Below are 15,497 nucleotides of genomic sequence, written 5' to 3'. Positions count from 1 at the left end.
GCCGTCGGGGCCGGCAGAGCGAGCCTGCGCGCGCGGGACTTCTGGGCCTGTCGACGGGCCGGGTGCGGTGAGCCTGTTCTGTTAAGAAGGTCACACTGAAAAGGAGCCTCTCGGATTTGTCGGGAGGCGGGGTGCTTGTGTAGAGTTATATCTCGTTGCTCAGGGAAATCTCCTCGGGGATGACCTTGAAGAACATTGGGCTATGGTGTAATTGGCAGCACGAGTGATTCTGGTTCATTTAGTCTAGGTTCAAGTCCTGGTAGCCCAGCGGACACAGTCTGGATCAGTCCAGGAGTGTTGTTCTAGCCCCCGTCGTCTAGTGGCCTAGGACGCCGCCCTCTCAAGGCGGTAACGGCAGTTCGAATCTGCTCGGGGGTACGGTTGAGCCCCGCATCGAATTTCGGTGCGGGGCTCACTCTAATTCACGGGCGTTCCTGCACCGTGTCAGCATCTGCGGGTTCAAGATTCATATGCACTGATTGAGATCACCACTTCTGCACATTGAAGCCGCTCCTGCACCAGAAATATAGGGCGGGCGCAGTGAGTCAGTGGCCGACTGAATCGGCGATGCGCTTCGTATGTTCGGCAGTCTTGATATTGGAGACGATGAGCTCGAGCACGAGACGCACGCCGATGACCCACAGGGCCGGGATGATCCAGCCGAAGATGATCGACAGGATCAGTGGAAGCACGCTGAAGCTCGGTCCGCCGCTGAGGTAGCTCGACGCCGAACCTGCGGCGATTCCCGTGGTGATGCCGGCGACGATAGTCCCGAGATAGGACAGGACCGCGACCACGATCGCGATGATGTAGATGAAGCCCGCCCACTTCACCGCGATGAAGTTGTCGAAGCGGATATCGAACAGCGACTTGAAGAACCCAGCCTGCTGAGGCGCCGACTGCGGAGCCTGACCATACGCAGGCTGACCATAAGCCTGCTGCTGGGCCGCTCCTTGCGAGTATGCGTGCTGCTGATAAGGATCCTGCTGATAGGCGCCGGGCTGCGAATACCCGCCCTGCTGGTACGGCTGCCCCTGTGCCTGATAGGCATTGGGATCATAGGTGCCCTGCTGATAGGTGGGCTGCTCGGGCTGGAACTGCGCATCCTGGCCAGGCTGCGATGCCGGTGCATCCTGGTTGGGCTGGAACTGAGTGTCCTGAGGATTCTGCGCCGACTGGTCCGAGGCGGACTGGGCACTCTCCGGCTGGTCGCTCGCACCGGGGTTCTGGCCGTCGAGATTCTGCTCAGCCGAGCTGCTGTTCGGGTCGTTCGGGTTCTGCGGTGTCGACATGGTGTCCCCTTCGAGAATGGAACGCACCCAGGACAGGGCACGCTCGCCTGATATCTGCCTGTAGTCGCAACCTATCAGGATGCGCCGACTCGCGGCAGGGCGACTGTCATTTCGGAAGGAAGCACGAAGTGTCGTCTGCCCCGGTCAGAGCGATGCTCCACTCGACGACAAGCTCGTCACCCGGGGCGACGACGTCGAAGTCCTCGCCGGCTTCGCCCGCTGCGAATGCATTCGGGGGACAGGTCATCGGCTCGATCGCAATCGCCCGACGTGCCAGATCCTCATCGAGGCCGTCGCCCGTACACGCCTGCCAGGTGCGGAACCCCGGCCCCATCCCGACGACGACCTCGCGCAGATCTGCACCCTTCAGCCGTGCCCGCGACCATCCGTCGTCACCGCGCCGAGGTGAGCCGTACGCATCATCGAGGACCGTGCCGCCGATGAGGCGCAGCGCCCGGAAGTCCTTGCACACCATGCATGCCGAATCATCGGAGGCATGATCGGCCGGGACGGCAGTGCCGTCATCGAAGGGGCGAACAGCCGTGGGGATAAGCCGCTCATCGGTCTCGTACCAGCGCGCAGCGGGAATGACGAGCTGAGCCTCATCGACAAGGGCACCGTCAACGGGGTCGGTTGTACCCGATGGGGCCGTGCCCGGGGAGAGCCACGGATGAAATCCGAAACCGAACGGTGCGGGAGCCGACCCCGTGTTCAGGGCACGTGCGCGCATGCGCAGCTCCGCCTCGGCGAGTTCGAAATCCACCTGCAGATCGAACCTGAACGGATACCCCGCAGTCGGCTCCAGCGTGAATGCGAGACTGACCGTCGACTCGGTGCGCTCGACTACGGACCATTCGACATCGGCGACGAGGCCGTGCAAGGCAGTACCCCGCTCGGGCTCGGTGATCGGCAGCCGGTAGCTGTCCCCGGCGAAGTCGTAGCGACCCCCATCGATCCGGTTCGGCCAGGGGGCGAGCACGGCTCCGTCGAACGCGTTCATCGGCACCACGACCGGACGATCGCCGACGCTGAAGCGAACCAGGCTCGCGCCGATGGGGGAGATGACCGCCGCTGACTCGTCACAGGCGAGTTCGATGGTGGCGGTCATGGGTCTCCAGGGTGCTCGAGCGCGGGAAGAACAGTTGCAGATATTCTACGCCGTCCGCACGCATCCGGGCCGCCAGATGTTAGCATTATGATCGAAAATGATAACTTTTGGGAGGTCTGATGCCAGCGTCGCATCGCCGGGCGAACCTGTCCGATGGTCGCGAGATCCTGTTCTTCCAGGACCCCGACTCACCTGCACCGACGATCGCCGCCGACCCCCGGCCACACGATTCGCGCCCCGACAGCGGAACCCTGCGCTTCGACGTCCTCACCGGCGAATGGGTCGCCGTGGCCACCCACCGACAGACCCGCACCCACCTGCCCGCCGCCGCCGAGTGCCCGCTGTGCCCGTCGACGACGGACCGTCCCACAGAGATCCCGGCAGTGGACTTCGACGTCGCCGTCTTCGAGAACCGCTTCCCCTCCCTCGGCCCCGGCCTCGGTGATGTTCCGTCCGCGCAGAGCGTGGACACCACCTTCGCCGAGGCGGCCGCCGACTCCGCCGAAACCGTGACCTCCGTGCTGTCGGGACCGGGATACGGCCGCTGCGAAGTCGTCGTCTTCTCCTCGGAGCACACCGGCTCCTTCGCGGGCCTCGGCACCGCGCGTGCCCGCACCGTCATCGACGCGTGGGCCAATCGGACCGCCGAACTCGCTGCGCTGCCGGGCATCGAACAGGTCTTCATGTTCGAGAACCGCGGGGAGGAGATCGGGGTGACGATGAACCACCCGCACGGTCAGATCTATGCTTACCCCTATGTCACCCCGCACACCGCGATCACCTCGGCCCGGGCGCATGAACACCTGCGCCGGACCGGTCGGCCGCTGCTCGGCGATGTGCTCGCCTTCGAACGCGAGGCAGGAGAGCGAATGATTCTTGAGACCGATCACTTCTCCGCTTTCGTGCCCTTCGCGGCCCGCTGGCCGATCGAGGTCCACCTCGTTCCGCACCGCCAGGTGGGAAGCGTCGACGAGCTCGACGAGACCGAACGCGACGACCTGGCCCGCGTCTATCCGGAGGTGCTGCGCCGCATCGACGGCCTCTACCCGAGTCCCACACCGTATATCGCGGCCTGGCACCAGGCGCCGGTCAACAGTGCCGACCGCCGCGCCGACTGGCTCCACCTCGAGATCACGAGCCCCCGTCGTGCGGAGAACAAGCTGAAGTTCCTCGCCGGTTCGGAGGCCGCCATGGGTGCCTTCGTCGGCGACGTCTCCGCCGAGGAGACCGCAGCCAGACTGCGTGCCGTGGCCCTGGAACCCCTCGCCGGGGCAGCCGTACCCGTGAGCGCGAACGCGAGCACGGCTTCGGCGTTCGACCCGGGAGACGATCGTTCATGACCACAGAGACCCCCGAGGCCGTATCCACACCGACCCCCGGACACCTCGCCGAGGAGTTCGAGTCCCTGTTCGGATACCGTCCGATCGGTTCCTTCCGTGCTCCAGGCAGGGTGAACTTCATCGGCGAACACACCGACTACAACGCCGGCTTCGTCCTGCCGATCGCCATCGATCGGGCGGTGTACGTCGCCATCGGTCGGCGACCCGACAACGGCGCTGCCGGGCGAGGCGGGGACGCCTCAGAGCAGCAGGTCGATGACGCAGGGAACACTGGATCTGTGGAACCGCCTCGGCGTGGGGAGAGCATTCGCATCGTTTCAGACCATCGCGATGACACCGGCCAGAGAATGTTCGGCCAGTTCGCGGCCGCGGAACTCGTGCCCGGAACCCTGCCCGGTTGGCTGAGTCATCCTGCGGGAGTCGTCGATGAGATCGCGAAGACCACCGGCACGGTGGTCGGCGGAGTCGACCTCTATATCGAATCCACCGTGCCTGTCGGTGCCGGACTGTCGTCATCGCACGCACTCGAAGTCGCGGTGCTCATCGCCCTCGACGAGGTGTATGGCCTCGGCCTCGACGACCGGGAGAAAGTCCTGCTGACTCAGCGAGCCGAGAACGACTTCGTCGGTGCGCCGACGGGCATCGTCGACCAGGCCGCGTCGATCATGACCGAGGCCGGGCATGCGCTCTTCCTCGACTGCCGTGACCTCAGCGCTCGCCAGATTCCCTTCGACCTCGACGCCGAGGGGCTCAGACTCCTCGTCATCGACTCGAAGGTCTCTCACTCGCACAGCGAAAGCGGGTACGGCGCCAGACGGAGGACCTGTGAGGAGTCCGCCGCGATCTTCGGAGTCGACAGTCTGCGGGAACTCGCCGATGACGTCGACCTGAGCGAACTGACCGAGGAGCAGCGGAAGCGGGTGCGCCACGTCATCGCCGAAAACGCTCGGGTCCGCGCCACCGTCGAACTGCTCGAGGACAATGAACGAGCAACCGGCGACGACCATGACGCGCGCATCAGTGCCATCGGCGACCTGTTGGTGGCCTCCCACGAATCTCTGCAGCACGACTACGAGGTCTCGTGCGTCGAACTCGACGTGGCGGTGGCCGCCGCGATGGGAGCCGGAGCACTCGGGGCGCGGATGATCGGCGGCGGCTTCGGCGGTTCCGCGATCGCCCTCATCCACGCAGACCAGGTCGACCAGGTCGGCGACGCCGTCACCGCGGCATTCGCCGAGCACGGCTACGGGGAGCCGGACATCTTCGCCGTCAGCGCGGGCCGGGGTGCTGCCCGTTTCGACTGAGCCCCTGATTCGGCCGAACCTGTTTCGGCTGAGCCGCCGGTGCGGCCGAGCCGGGCAGGCATTGACCTCTCTAAGCAACGCGGTTCATGCTTGAACCTCAGACGAGGATGAACTCGGAGCGGGGGAGCGGCATGGATATCTGCGACGTCAATGGAGTGAGCCTCGGCGTCGACGAGTTCGGAGAGGCGGATGCGCTGCTGGTTCTCTGCCTCGGTGCCCCGACGATGCTGTCCTGGCCCGATGCTCTGTGCGAGCAGCTGGCAGAGCAGGGACGTCACGTTGTGCGCTGCGATCTCCGGGATGCCGGGGCCTCGAGCCATGGTGATCTCGAATCACCGGACTACACTCTGCGAGACCTCGCGGCTGATGCCGCCGAACTCGCACGGACCTTCGATGGCCGACCCGCTCATCTCGCAGGAATCGGTATCAGCGGGATGGTCGCACAGGTCGCGGCGCTCGACCACCCTGAGGCGTTTTCGGCACTCACTCTCATCGGCACCCGACCGGTCGCTCCCGGTCCCGTCGACGATGACCTGCCGGATCATGATGAGGCGACGATGGGTCTGCTCTTCTCCCGACCGCAGCCGGACTGGACGGACGTCGACTCGGTGGCCGACTATATGGCCGAAGGTGCACGGATCCTCGGCGACGACCCTGAAGAGGCCCGCGAGGTCGCCGTGCGGATCTGGGAGCGAACACAGGGCTCTGATTCAGAACAGGGCTCAGTTCCGACACAGAACTCGGATCCGGAAGATCATCTGGCCGATCAACTGGGAATGGTGTTCTCCCGCCTCGACTGCCAGCCACGCTGGCGAGAACGACTGCCGCGGCTGACGGTGCCGACTCTCGTCGTGCACGGCAGGCGTGACCCGTTCTTCCCCGTGGGCAATGCGGAGGCGCTCGCCCGGGAGATTCCCGGTGCCCGGCTGCTGACCCTCGAGGAGGCCTCGACGGCCGTACCGGTCGCGGACTTCCCCGAGGTTGTGAGAGCGATGGCCTCGCTCTGAGCAGACCGGCTCAGACGGCCTAGGGTCGCTTCTGACCCGGCACCGCGCGGACTCAGGGAATCACTCGGACCCAAGGTCCGCCTCGGCGACGGTGTCAGTCGGTGCTGGCCGCGCCCGCGGCGTCGTCGGGAGTTTCGACGATGCGGATCGGGCGCAGCTTCGCCCAGATGAGGAAGACGGCCGCGGCGATGATGAGGCCGATCCCGGTCCACAGGTTCGCATCCACCCCGCCGGTGCGCTCGGCTTCGTCGGGAGTGAAGCCGACGATTCCGGCGATCGTGAGGATGACGCCGAAGATCGCCAGCAGCGCACCGATGAAGTTGCGGACGTCGAAGGCGCCTGCGGTCTTGGTCAGTTCGTTGGAATTGCTCATGGGTCTCACTGGCTCCTTCAGCCGAATGTCACGTTGAGGATGATGACGAGCACCAGAGCGACACCCGCGACGGGCACGGGGCGCTTCCAAAACGGCGCCTTCGGTTCGCTGAGGTCCTCGAAATCGGACTTCGGGGTCTCCGAGTAGACGAGTCCGCGCAGCTCCGCGGCGGGCTTCGGCGTGGTGAACAGGGTGACGATCACCGACAGAACGATGTCGACGACGAACGCCGTGCTGGCCGCGAGGAATGCGGCACCCTGACCGGGCAGATCGAGGACTCCGGTCTCGGCGAGTATGAACACGAACACGGCCGAGAGCGTGCCGCCGACGAGGCCGACCCAACCGGCGGTCGCCGACATCCGCTTCCAGAACATACCGAGGATGAACGTGGCGAACAGCGGGGCGTTGAAGAAGCCGAATAGCGTCTGCAGGTAGTCCATGAGGTTGGAGAAGTTGCCCGCGATGAGCGCTGTGAAGATCGCGACGACACAGGCGCCGATCGTCGCCCAGCGGCCGATCTTCAGGTAGTAGTCGTCCTCGCGGTCCTTGACCACGTACTGCTGCCACAGGTCATAGCTGAAGACCGTGTTGAACGCGGAGATGTTCGCGGCCATACCGGCCATGAACGCGGCGAGGAGGCCGGCGATCGCCACACCGAGGAGACCGTTGGGCAGGACCTCGCGCATGAGCAGCAGGAGCGCATCGTTGTACGTCACGCCCGTCTGCTCCAGCGCGGTCGCCTCGTCGATGGAGGCCGAGATCTCCTTGAACTGCGTCATCTGCGGCACGAGGACCGCGGCGATCATGCCGGGGACGACGACGATGAAGGGGATGAGCATCTTCGGGAATGCGCCGATGATCGGGGTCAGGCGCGCGGCATTGATCGACTTCGACGCCATGGCGCGCTGGACCTCGACGAAGTTCGTCGTCCAGTAGCCGAAGGAGAGGACGAAGCCGAGGCCGAAGACAATGCCGACGACCGAGAGCACGGGGTTGGAGAAGCCGGAGAGCTGCTCGCCGGGCCAGCTGCTCAGCTGTTCGGCGCCGAGCATTCCGTCATTGCTCACACGGTCGACCAGCCCGTCCCAGCCGCCGACGCGGTTGAGGCCGATGAGCGTCAGCGGCAGGAGGGCCGCGACGATGACGAAGAACTGCAGCACCTCGTTGTAGATGGCCGCGCTCAGCCCGCCGAGGGTGATGTAGGACAGGACGATCGCGGCGGCGACGATGAGAGTGATCCACAGCGGCCAGCCGAGCAGTCGATTGACGATCGTGCCGAGCAGGAACAGGTTGACGCCGGCGATGAGCAGCTGTGCGACCGCGAAGGACAGTGCGTTGACGAGGTGAGCGCCCGTGCCGAAGCGCTTGCGCATGAACTCCGGAACCGACCGGACCTTCGAACCGTAGTAGAACGGCATCATCACGACGCCGAGGAACAGCATCGCCGGGACCGCGCCGATCCAGAAGTAGTGCATCGTCGGCATGCCGTACTGGGCTCCCGTGGCGGACATGCCCATGATCTCCACGGCGCCGAGGTTGGCCGAGACGAACGCGAGAGCCGTGACCCAAGCAGGCAGGCTCCGTCCGGAGAGGAGGAACTCGATGCTCGAGGAGATCCCGCGCTTGGCGAACCAGCCGATGCCGAGGACGAAGATGAAGTAGATCGCTATCAGCAGATAGTCGATCCACTGTGCGTCCAAGCGGATTGCTTCCAAGGTTCCTCCATATGCGTCAGTGCATCGCTTCGTAATGCGTCAGTGCATGGCTGCGTGTGGTGTATGACACCCGAGTGGACACTTTAGAGGATTGTGAGCCTGATCGCTAGTGATCGAACCTGAACAGTTTTGATCGTTTGCTGGCGAGGGTCAGACGACCTCGACCTCAACCCCCGCCTCGCGCAGGGCGGTGAGTTCGGATTCTTCGCTCTTCGAATCGGTGATGAGCTGCTGGATCTGCTCGGTCGGAACAGTGAGCACCGACGAGCGGAGGCCGACCTTCGTGTGATCGACGAGTGCAGTGACGCGCCCTGCCCCGGCGGCCATGGCCCGATCCGTATCGGCGACGGGGAACGCCGGTGTCGACAGGCCGAAGTCCGCGGCCAGTCCGTTCCCGGAGAGGAAGACGGTGTCGGCGCGCAGGCCGAGCAGCTGAGACACCGTGCCGCCGCCGACGAAGGCCCGGATCGAATGGCGCAGCAGACCGCCGACGACGATGACCTCGTTGTCGGGGGAGGAGACCATGGCCTCGGCGACGAGCAGCGAATTCGTCACCACGCGCAGACCCGAACGCGTCATGAGCTCCTTGGCCAACAGCTCTGTCGTCGTTCCCGGCCCCAGCGCCACGACGTCGCCGTTGCGCACCTGGGTCGCTGCAGCACGCGCGATCGCCGTCTTCTCGGCCAGAGCCTGCTCGAGCTTCTCCGCATAGCTCGACTCCCGCGCGCTCGAGGCGAGAACGGCGCCGCCATGGGTGCGGATGAGTCTGCCCTCCTCGGCGAGCTGATCGAGGTCCCGGCGGATGGTCACGGCCGAAGTATCGAGCTTCTCCGACAGGGAGGTGATGGAGACGGCGCCGTCTCTCTCGATCGTATCGACGATGATGTTGCGTCTCTGAGCGGCGATCATGGGGCCATAGTACAAGCCCGGAGGTCGGGCCGACTTCAAGGACGAGGCACGACCGCGGGCCTGGAGGCACGACCGCGGGCCCGGAGGGATGATCCTCCGGGCCCGCGGTCAACCCGTTCGCCGCTGGGCGAGGTGCGATGGGAGCTGAGTCGGACTCAGCCGCGCACGAGTGCCTCGGTCAGCGCACGCGCGGCGTCGATGACCGACTTCGCGTGCAGGCGGCCGGGCTGGCGGGTGAGCCGGTCGACCGGTCCGGAGATCGAGACGGCTGCGACCACCCGATTGCTCGGACCGCGCACGGGAGCCGACACCGAGGCGACCCCCCGTTCGCGTTCGGCGATGGACTGGGCCCAGCCTCGGCGGCGGACCCCGGAGAGCATGGTCGCGGAGAACCGGGCACCGCGCAGGCCCGTGTGCAGACGGTCCGGCTCCTCCCAGGCCAGCAGCACCTGAGCCGCAGAACCGGCGCGCATCGACAGCGTCGCGCCGATCGGCACGGAGTCGCGCAGACCCACGGGGCGCTCGGCCGCGGCCACGCACAGGCGCAGATCGCCCTGACGGCGGAAGAGCTGAGCGGACTCACCCGTCTGATCGCGCAGCTGACCGAGCACCGGCCCGGCCGCGGCCAGCAGGCGGTCCTCGCCGGCGGCCGACGACAGCTCGGCCAGACGCGGCCCGAGGACGAAACGTCCCTGCAGGTCGCGACCGACGATGCGGTGGAATTCGAGGGCAACAGCCAGGCGGTGGGCAGTGGGGCGTGCCAGTCCGGTCAGCGTCACCAATTCGGCGAGAGAGGCGGGTCCGGCCTCAAGTGCGGAGAGAACCATTGCGGCCTTGTCGATGACCCCGACGCCGCTACCATTGCTTGTCATAGGCACCATTGTGCGCGTCTCAGTGGGCGAGATGCAAGTTCGCATTGCGATACGGGCGAGTAGATTTCGAATACGCACTCACTCCAGTGCGCACATCGCAGTTCATCGACGCGCCGTACCTCGGCCCGTCAGGTCTACATCGGGTGCAGAGATCCCTGCACCGGCGGGAGGAACCATGCCACGCACATTGGCCGAGAAGGTCTGGGCCGATCACGTCGTCTCACGAGGTGTTGACGGTGCGCCGGACCTTATCTACATCGACCTCCACCTCGTCCACGAGGTGACCAGCCCGCAGGCCTTCGACGGACTCCGACTCGCCGGGCGCCCAGTGCGCCGCCCCGACCTCACCATCGCCACCGAGGACCACAACACCCCGACGTGGGACATCGACAAGCCGATCGCCGAACCGACCTCGGCCACGCAGATCAACACCCTGCGCAAGAACGCCGAGGAATTCGGCATCCGCCTGCACAGCCTCGGCGACGCCGACCAGGGAATCGTCCACGTCGTGGGACCGCAGCTGGGTCTGACCCAGCCGGGCACCACCGTCGTCTGCGGCGACTCGCACACCTCCACCCACGGCGCCTTCGGAGCGCTCGCCTTCGGCATCGGCACCTCCGAGGTCGAACACGTGCTCGCCACGCAGACGCTCAGCCTCAAGCCCTTCAAGACGATGTCGATCACCGTCGACGGCGACCTGCCCGAAGGCTCGAGCGCCAAGGACATCATCCTCGCCATCATCGCGAAGATCGGCACCGGCGGGGGACAGGGCTACGTGCTCGAATACCGCGGCTCGGCCATCCGCCAGCTGTCGATGGAAGCCCGGATGACGATCTGCAATATGTCGATCGAAGCTGGCGCCCGCGCCGGAATGGTCGCCCCCGACGAGACGACCTTCGAATACGTCAAGGGCCGTCCCCACGCCCCCGAAGGCGAAGACTGGGACGCGGCCGTCGAGTACTGGAAGACCCTCTACACCGACGAAGGCGCGGAATTCGACGCCGAGGTGGTCCTCAAGGCCGAAGACATCGAACCCTTCGTCACCTGGGGAACGAACCCGGGCCAGGGCCTGCCGCTGTCGGCGAGCGTGCCCAGCCCCGACGACTTCACCGACGAGAACGACAAAGCCGCAGCCGCCAATGCGCTGGCCTATATGGGCCTGACCCCGGGCACGCCGCTGCGCGAGATCGACGTCGACACCGTCTTCCTCGGGTCCTGCACGAACTCCCGGATCGAAGATCTCCGGGCCGCCGCCGAGGTGGTCCGCGGCCGCAAGAAGGCCGACAACGTCCGCTTCATGGTCGTTCCCGGCTCCGCGAAGGTCCGACTCCAGGCCGAAGAAGAGGGCCTCGACGTCATCTTCAAGGACTTCGGCGGCGAATGGCGCTTCGCCGGCTGCTCGATGTGCTTAGGGATGAACCCGGACCAGCTGGCCGAAGGCGAACGCTGCGCCTCGACCTCGAACCGCAACTTCGAAGGCCGCCAGGGCAAGGGCGGGCGCACCCACCTCGTCTCACCGCTCGTGGCCGCGGCCACCGCGGTGCGCGGCACGCTCTCCTCACCGGGCGACGTCGCCGACCTGCCGCGGGATGCCGAACCCGTGGAATGGGCCGACAACCGCCTGTCCCTCAACCTGACACCCGTCTCGGCGAACGACTGACAAAGGAGGACGAGCCATGGAAGCTTTCACCACCCACACCGGCATCGGCGTTCCTCTGCGCCGATCCAATATCGACACCGACCAGATCATTCCCGCGAAGTTCCTCAAGCGGGTCACCCGCACTGGCTTCGAGGACGCCCTGTTCTACCGGTGGCGGTCAGGCGACGATTTCGTCCTCAACGACCCCGATTTCGCATCCGGCTCCGTCCTCGTCGCCGGCCCCGACTTCGGCACCGGCTCCTCCCGCGAGCACGCCGTCTGGGCGCTCAAGGACTACGGCTTCCGCGTCGTCCTGTCCTCCCGCTTCGGCGATATCTTCCGCGGCAACTCCGGCAAAGAGGGCCTGCTGGCCGCCCAGCTCGAACAGGCCGATATCGAACTGATCTGGAAGATCCTCGAGAACCATCCCGGCACCTCGATCACCGTCGACCTGAACGAGAAGACCGTGACGTGCGACACCGTCACCGTGTCCTTCCAGATCGACGACTACACGCGCTGGCGCCTGCTCGAAGGCCACGACGACATCAGCCTCACCCTGGCCAAGGAAGACGAGATCGTCGCCTACGAATCCTCCCGCTTCGCCTTCAAGCCGACGACCCTGCCCGCCAAGGTCTGACCCTCACCTAAGCCGGCCCACCCGTACCGTTTCCACCCCGCCGAGGATGCCCACCGTCACACGTCCGGACGTGACGGTGGGCATCCTCGGCGAATCGGTGGGATACCGTCGGCTGGGTTAGTCTAGGACGGTGCCCGCGGCAATCGTGGGGCACCGTCTCCGGGTGGCATCCCGCCCGGATCCGATCATCGGAATCAGGGAGGAACATGCTCGAAGTACGTGGGGGAAATCCGCTGGACGGCACCGTCCGAGTCCGCGGCGCCAAGAACCTGGTGCCCAAGGCGATGGTGGCCTCTCTGCTCGGTGAGACCCCGTCCGTGCTGCGCGGCGTGCCCAACATCCGCGATGTCGAGATCGTCACCGGACTCCTTGAACTCCACGGAGTCCGCGTCACCTCCGGCCCCGACGGGGACCAGCCCGACGGCGAACTCCACCTCGACCCGGCCGATGTGGCTCAGGGCTCCATCGTCGACATCGACGCCCACGCCGGATCCTCTCGCATCCCGATCCTCTTCTGCGGACCTCTCCTGCACAGCCTCGGTCAGGCGTTCATCCCCGACCTCGGCGGCTGCCATATCGGCGACCGCCCCATCAACTTCCACCTCGATGTGCTCCGCAAGTTCGGAGCCGAGGTCGACAAGACCCCCGGCGGCATCATGCTCAAGGCGCACAGCCGCCTGCAGGGCACCAAGGTCGAACTGCCCTACCCCTCCGTCGGTGCCACGGAACAGGTGCTGCTGACCGCGGTCCGCGCCGAAGGCGTGACCGAGCTGCGGGGCGCGGCCATCGAACCGGAGATCATGGATCTCATCGCGCTGCTGCAGAAGATGGGCGCGATCATCACCGTCGACACCGACCGCGTTGTGCGCATCGAAGGCGTCGACACCCTCCGCGGGTTCATCCACCGCGCCCTGCCCGACCGCAACGAGACCGCGTCCTGGGCCTCGGCGGCACTGGCCACCGGCGGAGACATCTTCGTCGAAGGCGCCAGCCAGCCGGAGCTCATCACGTTCCTCAACGTCTTCCGCAAGATCGGCGGAGAATTCGATGTGCAGGAGAACGGCATCCGCTTCCGCCACCCCGGCGGCAAACTCCGATCCTTTGCGCTGGAAACCGACGTCCACCCCGGCTTCATGACCGACTGGCAGCAGCCGTTGGTCGTCGCGATGACTCAGGCCGAAGGTCTGTCGATCATCCACGAGACCGTGTATGAGAACCGCTTCGGCTTCACCGACGCCCTGCGCGATATGGGTGCGCAGATCCAGCTCTACCGCGAATGTCTCGGCGGCACTCCCTGCCGCTTCGGACGACGGAACTACCAACACTCGGCCGTGATCTCCGGACCCACCGACCTCAAGGGCACCCGCATCGACGTTCCCGATCTGCGCGGCGGCTTCAGCCACCTCATCGCCGCATTGGCTGCCCAGGGTGCGAGCGAAGTCCACGGCATCGAACTCATCAACCGCGGCTACGAGAACTTCCTCGACAAACTCACCGGACTCGGTGCCGAGGTCTCCGCATGAGCGCCGACATCGAACCGGACGCGAACGACCACGATCTCGTCTCCTTCGATCCCGCCTCGGTGCGGTCCCAGAACCGGGCCGGCACCGTCGCCGCCACAGCGGCCTTCGGGCTCATGCGCACGGCCACGAAGATGAGCGTGCGGGGAGTCGAGCACCTGCCGCCGGCCGGCACGGGCATCATCGCCGCCGCCTACCATGCCAACCATCTCGACCCGATCCTCGTGGGGCTGGCGCTGAAGCGCAACGGTCGGATGCCGCACTTCCTCGCGAAGTCGACGCTGTTCACCGGGGTGCTCGGCAAGATCCTCAAGACCATCGGGCAGATCCCGGTGCTGCGCGCCTCGGCCTCGGCCGGGGACTCCCTCGAATATGCGAAGGACGCCCTGGCGAACGGCCAGACCGTCGTCATCTACCCCGAGGGCACGCTGACGAAGGACCCGGAGCTGTGGCCCCAGCACTTCAAGACCGGCACTGCCCGGCTGGCGCTGGAGACCGGAGCCCCGATCATCCCCGTCGCCCACTGGGGACTGGACACGGTCTACCCGCGCGGGCAGAAGAAGGTCCGCTTCCGCCCCTTCAGCCATGACTCCGTCGTGGCCTTCGGTCCCGCCATCGACTATTCGGATCTGTGGGATCACCGGGCTGAGAAGAAGACGATGGGAGACCTCTCCCAGCGTGTGAAGAACACCGTGGCGGCGATGGTGGCCGAACTGTCCGAACGCGAACTGCCGCAGCGTTTCACAGCTAAGGAGACTGGCGAATGAGCGTCGACAAGATCACCGTCCTCGGAGCCGGATCGTGGGGAACCACCTACGCCGCGGTCATCGCCGACGCCGGATTCCCCGTCACCCTGTGGGCCCGCCGTCCCGAGGTCGCCGAAGAGATCAACTCCACGCACACCAACGAGCGCTACCTGGGCGAGCGACTCCTGCCCGAGGGGCTGAGTGCGACCGCTGACGATATCGCCGCGGTCACCGACGCCGAGGTCATCGTCCTCGCCGTGCCCGCCCAGACCCTGCGGGAGAACCTCACCCGGTGGAAGCCGCATCTGCGTGAGGGTGTGAAGCTCGTGAGCCTGATGAAGGGCATCGAGGTCGACACCGGCAAACGCATGTCCGAGGTCATCGCCGAGGTCGCCGAGGTCGACGAATCCCAGATCGCCGTCGTCTCCGGACCCAATCTGGCGCGGGAGATCGCCGACCGGCAGCCCACCGCCACCGTCGTCGCGTCCTCCGACATCACCACCGCCGAGGTGGTCGCGGAGATCAGCGCGAACGCGTACTTCCGCCCGTATACGAACACCGACGTCGTCGGCGTCGAGATCGGCGGTGCGATCAAGAACATCATCGCCCTGTCCGTGGGCATCGCCGACGGACAGAAGCTCGGCGACAACTCGAAGGCGTCGATCATCACCCGCGGGCTCGCCGAAACCTCTCGCCTAGCCGCGGCCATGGGCGCCGAGGCGCACACCCTGTCCGGACTCGCCGGGCTCGGCGACCTCGTGGCCACCTGCGCCTCGCCCCTGTCGCGCAATCGCACCTTCGGACGCCACCTCGGTGAGGGGATGAGCCTCGAGGACGTCATCGCCCACACCTCGCAGACGGCCGAAGGCGTGAAATCCGCTCCCGCCGTCCTCGCCCTGGGGCGACGCAACGGCGTCGACCTGCCCATCACCGAGGCGGTCTGTGCGGTTCTCGCCGGAAAACTGCAGGTTGACGAACTCGCCGGATTGCTGTTGTCTCGGAAGCGTAAGCACGAAGGACCACCCGCCTGATTCA

The 15,497-nt window shown here is 66.0% G+C and carries 14 protein-coding genes and 2 tRNA genes; 10 read left to right on the top strand and 6 right to left on the bottom strand.

All coding sequences use genetic code 11. The annotated features are described in order from the left end of the window. The first annotated feature begins 196 nt into the window (after positions 1-196). Positions 197-268: transfer RNA gene (locus AC239G_RS12630), tRNA-Gln, on the top strand. 37 nt (positions 269-305) lie between these two features. Further along, positions 306-378, top strand: a tRNA-Glu gene (locus AC239G_RS12625). A gap of 167 nt (positions 379-545) precedes the next feature. On the opposite strand, the gene AC239G_RS12620 is transcribed toward AC239G_RS12625, so the two are convergent. Both AC239G_RS12620 and AC239G_RS12615 read right to left on the bottom strand, forming a co-directional pair. Next, on the bottom strand, positions 546-1,292 hold the full coding sequence (locus AC239G_RS12620; RefSeq protein WP_487488994.1) for a DUF4282 domain-containing protein: 747 nt from the start codon (positions 1,290-1,292) through the stop codon (positions 546-548). 106 nt (positions 1,293-1,398) lie between these two features. Further along, positions 1,399-2,400, bottom strand: coding sequence for an aldose 1-epimerase family protein (locus AC239G_RS12615; protein WP_139468844.1), 1,002 nt, complete (start codon positions 2,398-2,400; stop codon positions 1,399-1,401). A gap of 119 nt (positions 2,401-2,519) precedes the next feature. Here AC239G_RS12615 and galT point away from each other — a divergent pair, with 119 nt between their 5' ends. From galT to AC239G_RS12600, 3 genes are all read left to right on the top strand, one after another. Then, the gene (galT, locus tag AC239G_RS12610) at positions 2,520-3,740 is read left to right on the top strand and encodes a galactose-1-phosphate uridylyltransferase (RefSeq protein WP_139468843.1); all 1,221 of its coding nucleotides are present in this window, start codon (positions 2,520-2,522) and stop codon (positions 3,738-3,740) included. After that, positions 3,737-5,044, top strand: a complete 1,308-nt coding sequence (gene galK / locus AC239G_RS12605) for a galactokinase (RefSeq protein WP_487488993.1) — start codon at positions 3,737-3,739, stop codon at positions 5,042-5,044. Before galT ends, galK begins: the two co-directional genes overlap by 4 nt. 86 nt (positions 5,045-5,130) lie before the next feature. Then, positions 5,131-6,051: an alpha/beta fold hydrolase gene (locus AC239G_RS12600; protein WP_487488992.1), complete on the top strand. Its 921-nt coding sequence runs from the start codon at positions 5,131-5,133 to the stop codon at positions 6,049-6,051. A gap of 94 nt (positions 6,052-6,145) precedes the next feature. On the opposite strand, the gene AC239G_RS12595 is transcribed toward AC239G_RS12600, so the two are convergent. From AC239G_RS12595 to AC239G_RS12580, 4 genes are all read right to left on the bottom strand, one after another. Then, the gene (locus AC239G_RS12595) at positions 6,146-6,424 is read right to left on the bottom strand and encodes a hypothetical protein (protein WP_487488991.1); all 279 of its coding nucleotides are present in this window, start codon (positions 6,422-6,424) and stop codon (positions 6,146-6,148) included. Between the two features lie 17 nt (positions 6,425-6,441). Beyond that, positions 6,442-8,139, bottom strand: coding sequence for a sodium:solute symporter family protein (locus AC239G_RS12590; RefSeq protein WP_139468839.1), 1,698 nt, complete (start codon positions 8,137-8,139; stop codon positions 6,442-6,444). A 150-nt stretch (positions 8,140-8,289) separates the two neighbouring features. Continuing rightward, positions 8,290-9,048, bottom strand: a complete 759-nt coding sequence (locus AC239G_RS12585; RefSeq protein ID WP_487488990.1) for a DeoR/GlpR family DNA-binding transcription regulator — start codon at positions 9,046-9,048, stop codon at positions 8,290-8,292. A 155-nt stretch (positions 9,049-9,203) separates the two neighbouring features. Beyond that, a complete protein-coding gene (locus AC239G_RS12580; RefSeq protein WP_025777351.1) occupies positions 9,204-9,920 on the bottom strand; it encodes an IclR family transcriptional regulator in 717 nt (238 codons plus the stop codon). A 175-nt stretch (positions 9,921-10,095) separates the two neighbouring features. Between AC239G_RS12580 and leuC the strand changes: the two genes are divergently transcribed. The 5 genes from leuC (at position 10,096) to AC239G_RS12555 (ending at position 15,493) form a co-directional block, all read left to right on the top strand. Next, entirely contained in the window at positions 10,096-11,580 is a 1,485-nt protein-coding gene (leuC, locus tag AC239G_RS12575) for a 3-isopropylmalate dehydratase large subunit (RefSeq protein ID WP_139468837.1), read from the top strand. A 16-nt stretch (positions 11,581-11,596) separates the two neighbouring features. Next, complete coding sequence (gene leuD, locus AC239G_RS12570; protein WP_139468836.1) at positions 11,597-12,196, top strand: 3-isopropylmalate dehydratase small subunit; 600 nt, start codon at positions 11,597-11,599, stop codon at positions 12,194-12,196. A gap of 206 nt (positions 12,197-12,402) precedes the next feature. Further along, a complete protein-coding gene (murA, locus tag AC239G_RS12565) occupies positions 12,403-13,719 on the top strand; it encodes a UDP-N-acetylglucosamine 1-carboxyvinyltransferase (RefSeq protein WP_139468835.1) in 1,317 nt (438 codons plus the stop codon). Continuing rightward, on the top strand, positions 13,716-14,483 hold the full coding sequence (locus AC239G_RS12560) for a lysophospholipid acyltransferase family protein (RefSeq protein WP_139468834.1): 768 nt from the start codon (positions 13,716-13,718) through the stop codon (positions 14,481-14,483). The genes murA and AC239G_RS12560 overlap by 4 nt, the downstream gene beginning before the upstream one ends. Beyond that, a complete protein-coding gene (locus tag AC239G_RS12555; RefSeq protein ID WP_139468833.1) occupies positions 14,480-15,493 on the top strand; it encodes an NAD(P)H-dependent glycerol-3-phosphate dehydrogenase in 1,014 nt (337 codons plus the stop codon). The genes AC239G_RS12560 and AC239G_RS12555 overlap by 4 nt, the downstream gene beginning before the upstream one ends. Positions 15,494-15,497: the final 4 nt, after the last annotated feature.

The organism is Brevibacterium sp. Lmc1 (assembly GCF_057654315.1).
The sequence above is the reverse complement of the archived record's forward strand: the minus strand, read 5'-3'. Positions and strand labels throughout refer to the sequence as shown.

Bases quoted from the DNA above. Each gene is read 5' to 3' on its own strand.
- galK (WP_487488993.1), top strand. From the start codon at position 3,737: ATGACCACAGAGACCCCCGAGGCCGTATCCACACCGACCCCCGGACAC.
- AC239G_RS12620 (WP_487488994.1), bottom strand. From the start codon at position 1,292: ATGTCGACACCGCAGAACCCGAACGACCCGAACAGCAGCTCGGCTGAG.
- AC239G_RS12585 (WP_487488990.1), bottom strand. From the start codon at position 9,048: ATGATCGCCGCTCAGAGACGCAACATCATCGTCGATACGATCGAGAGA.
- murA (WP_139468835.1), top strand. From the start codon at position 12,403: ATGCTCGAAGTACGTGGGGGAAATCCGCTGGACGGCACCGTCCGAGTC.
- AC239G_RS12560 (WP_139468834.1), top strand. From the start codon at position 13,716: ATGAGCGCCGACATCGAACCGGACGCGAACGACCACGATCTCGTCTCC.
- AC239G_RS12580 (WP_025777351.1), bottom strand. From the start codon at position 9,920: ATGACAAGCAATGGTAGCGGCGTCGGGGTCATCGACAAGGCCGCAATG.
- AC239G_RS12615 (WP_139468844.1), bottom strand. From the start codon at position 2,400: ATGACCGCCACCATCGAACTCGCCTGTGACGAGTCAGCGGCGGTCATC.
- galT (WP_139468843.1), top strand. From the start codon at position 2,520: ATGCCAGCGTCGCATCGCCGGGCGAACCTGTCCGATGGTCGCGAGATC.
- AC239G_RS12555 (WP_139468833.1), top strand. From the start codon at position 14,480: ATGAGCGTCGACAAGATCACCGTCCTCGGAGCCGGATCGTGGGGAACC.
- leuD (WP_139468836.1), top strand. From the start codon at position 11,597: ATGGAAGCTTTCACCACCCACACCGGCATCGGCGTTCCTCTGCGCCGA.
- leuC (WP_139468837.1), top strand. From the start codon at position 10,096: ATGCCACGCACATTGGCCGAGAAGGTCTGGGCCGATCACGTCGTCTCA.
- AC239G_RS12595 (WP_487488991.1), bottom strand. From the start codon at position 6,424: ATGAGCAATTCCAACGAACTGACCAAGACCGCAGGCGCCTTCGACGTC.
- AC239G_RS12600 (WP_487488992.1), top strand. From the start codon at position 5,131: ATGCTTGAACCTCAGACGAGGATGAACTCGGAGCGGGGGAGCGGCATG.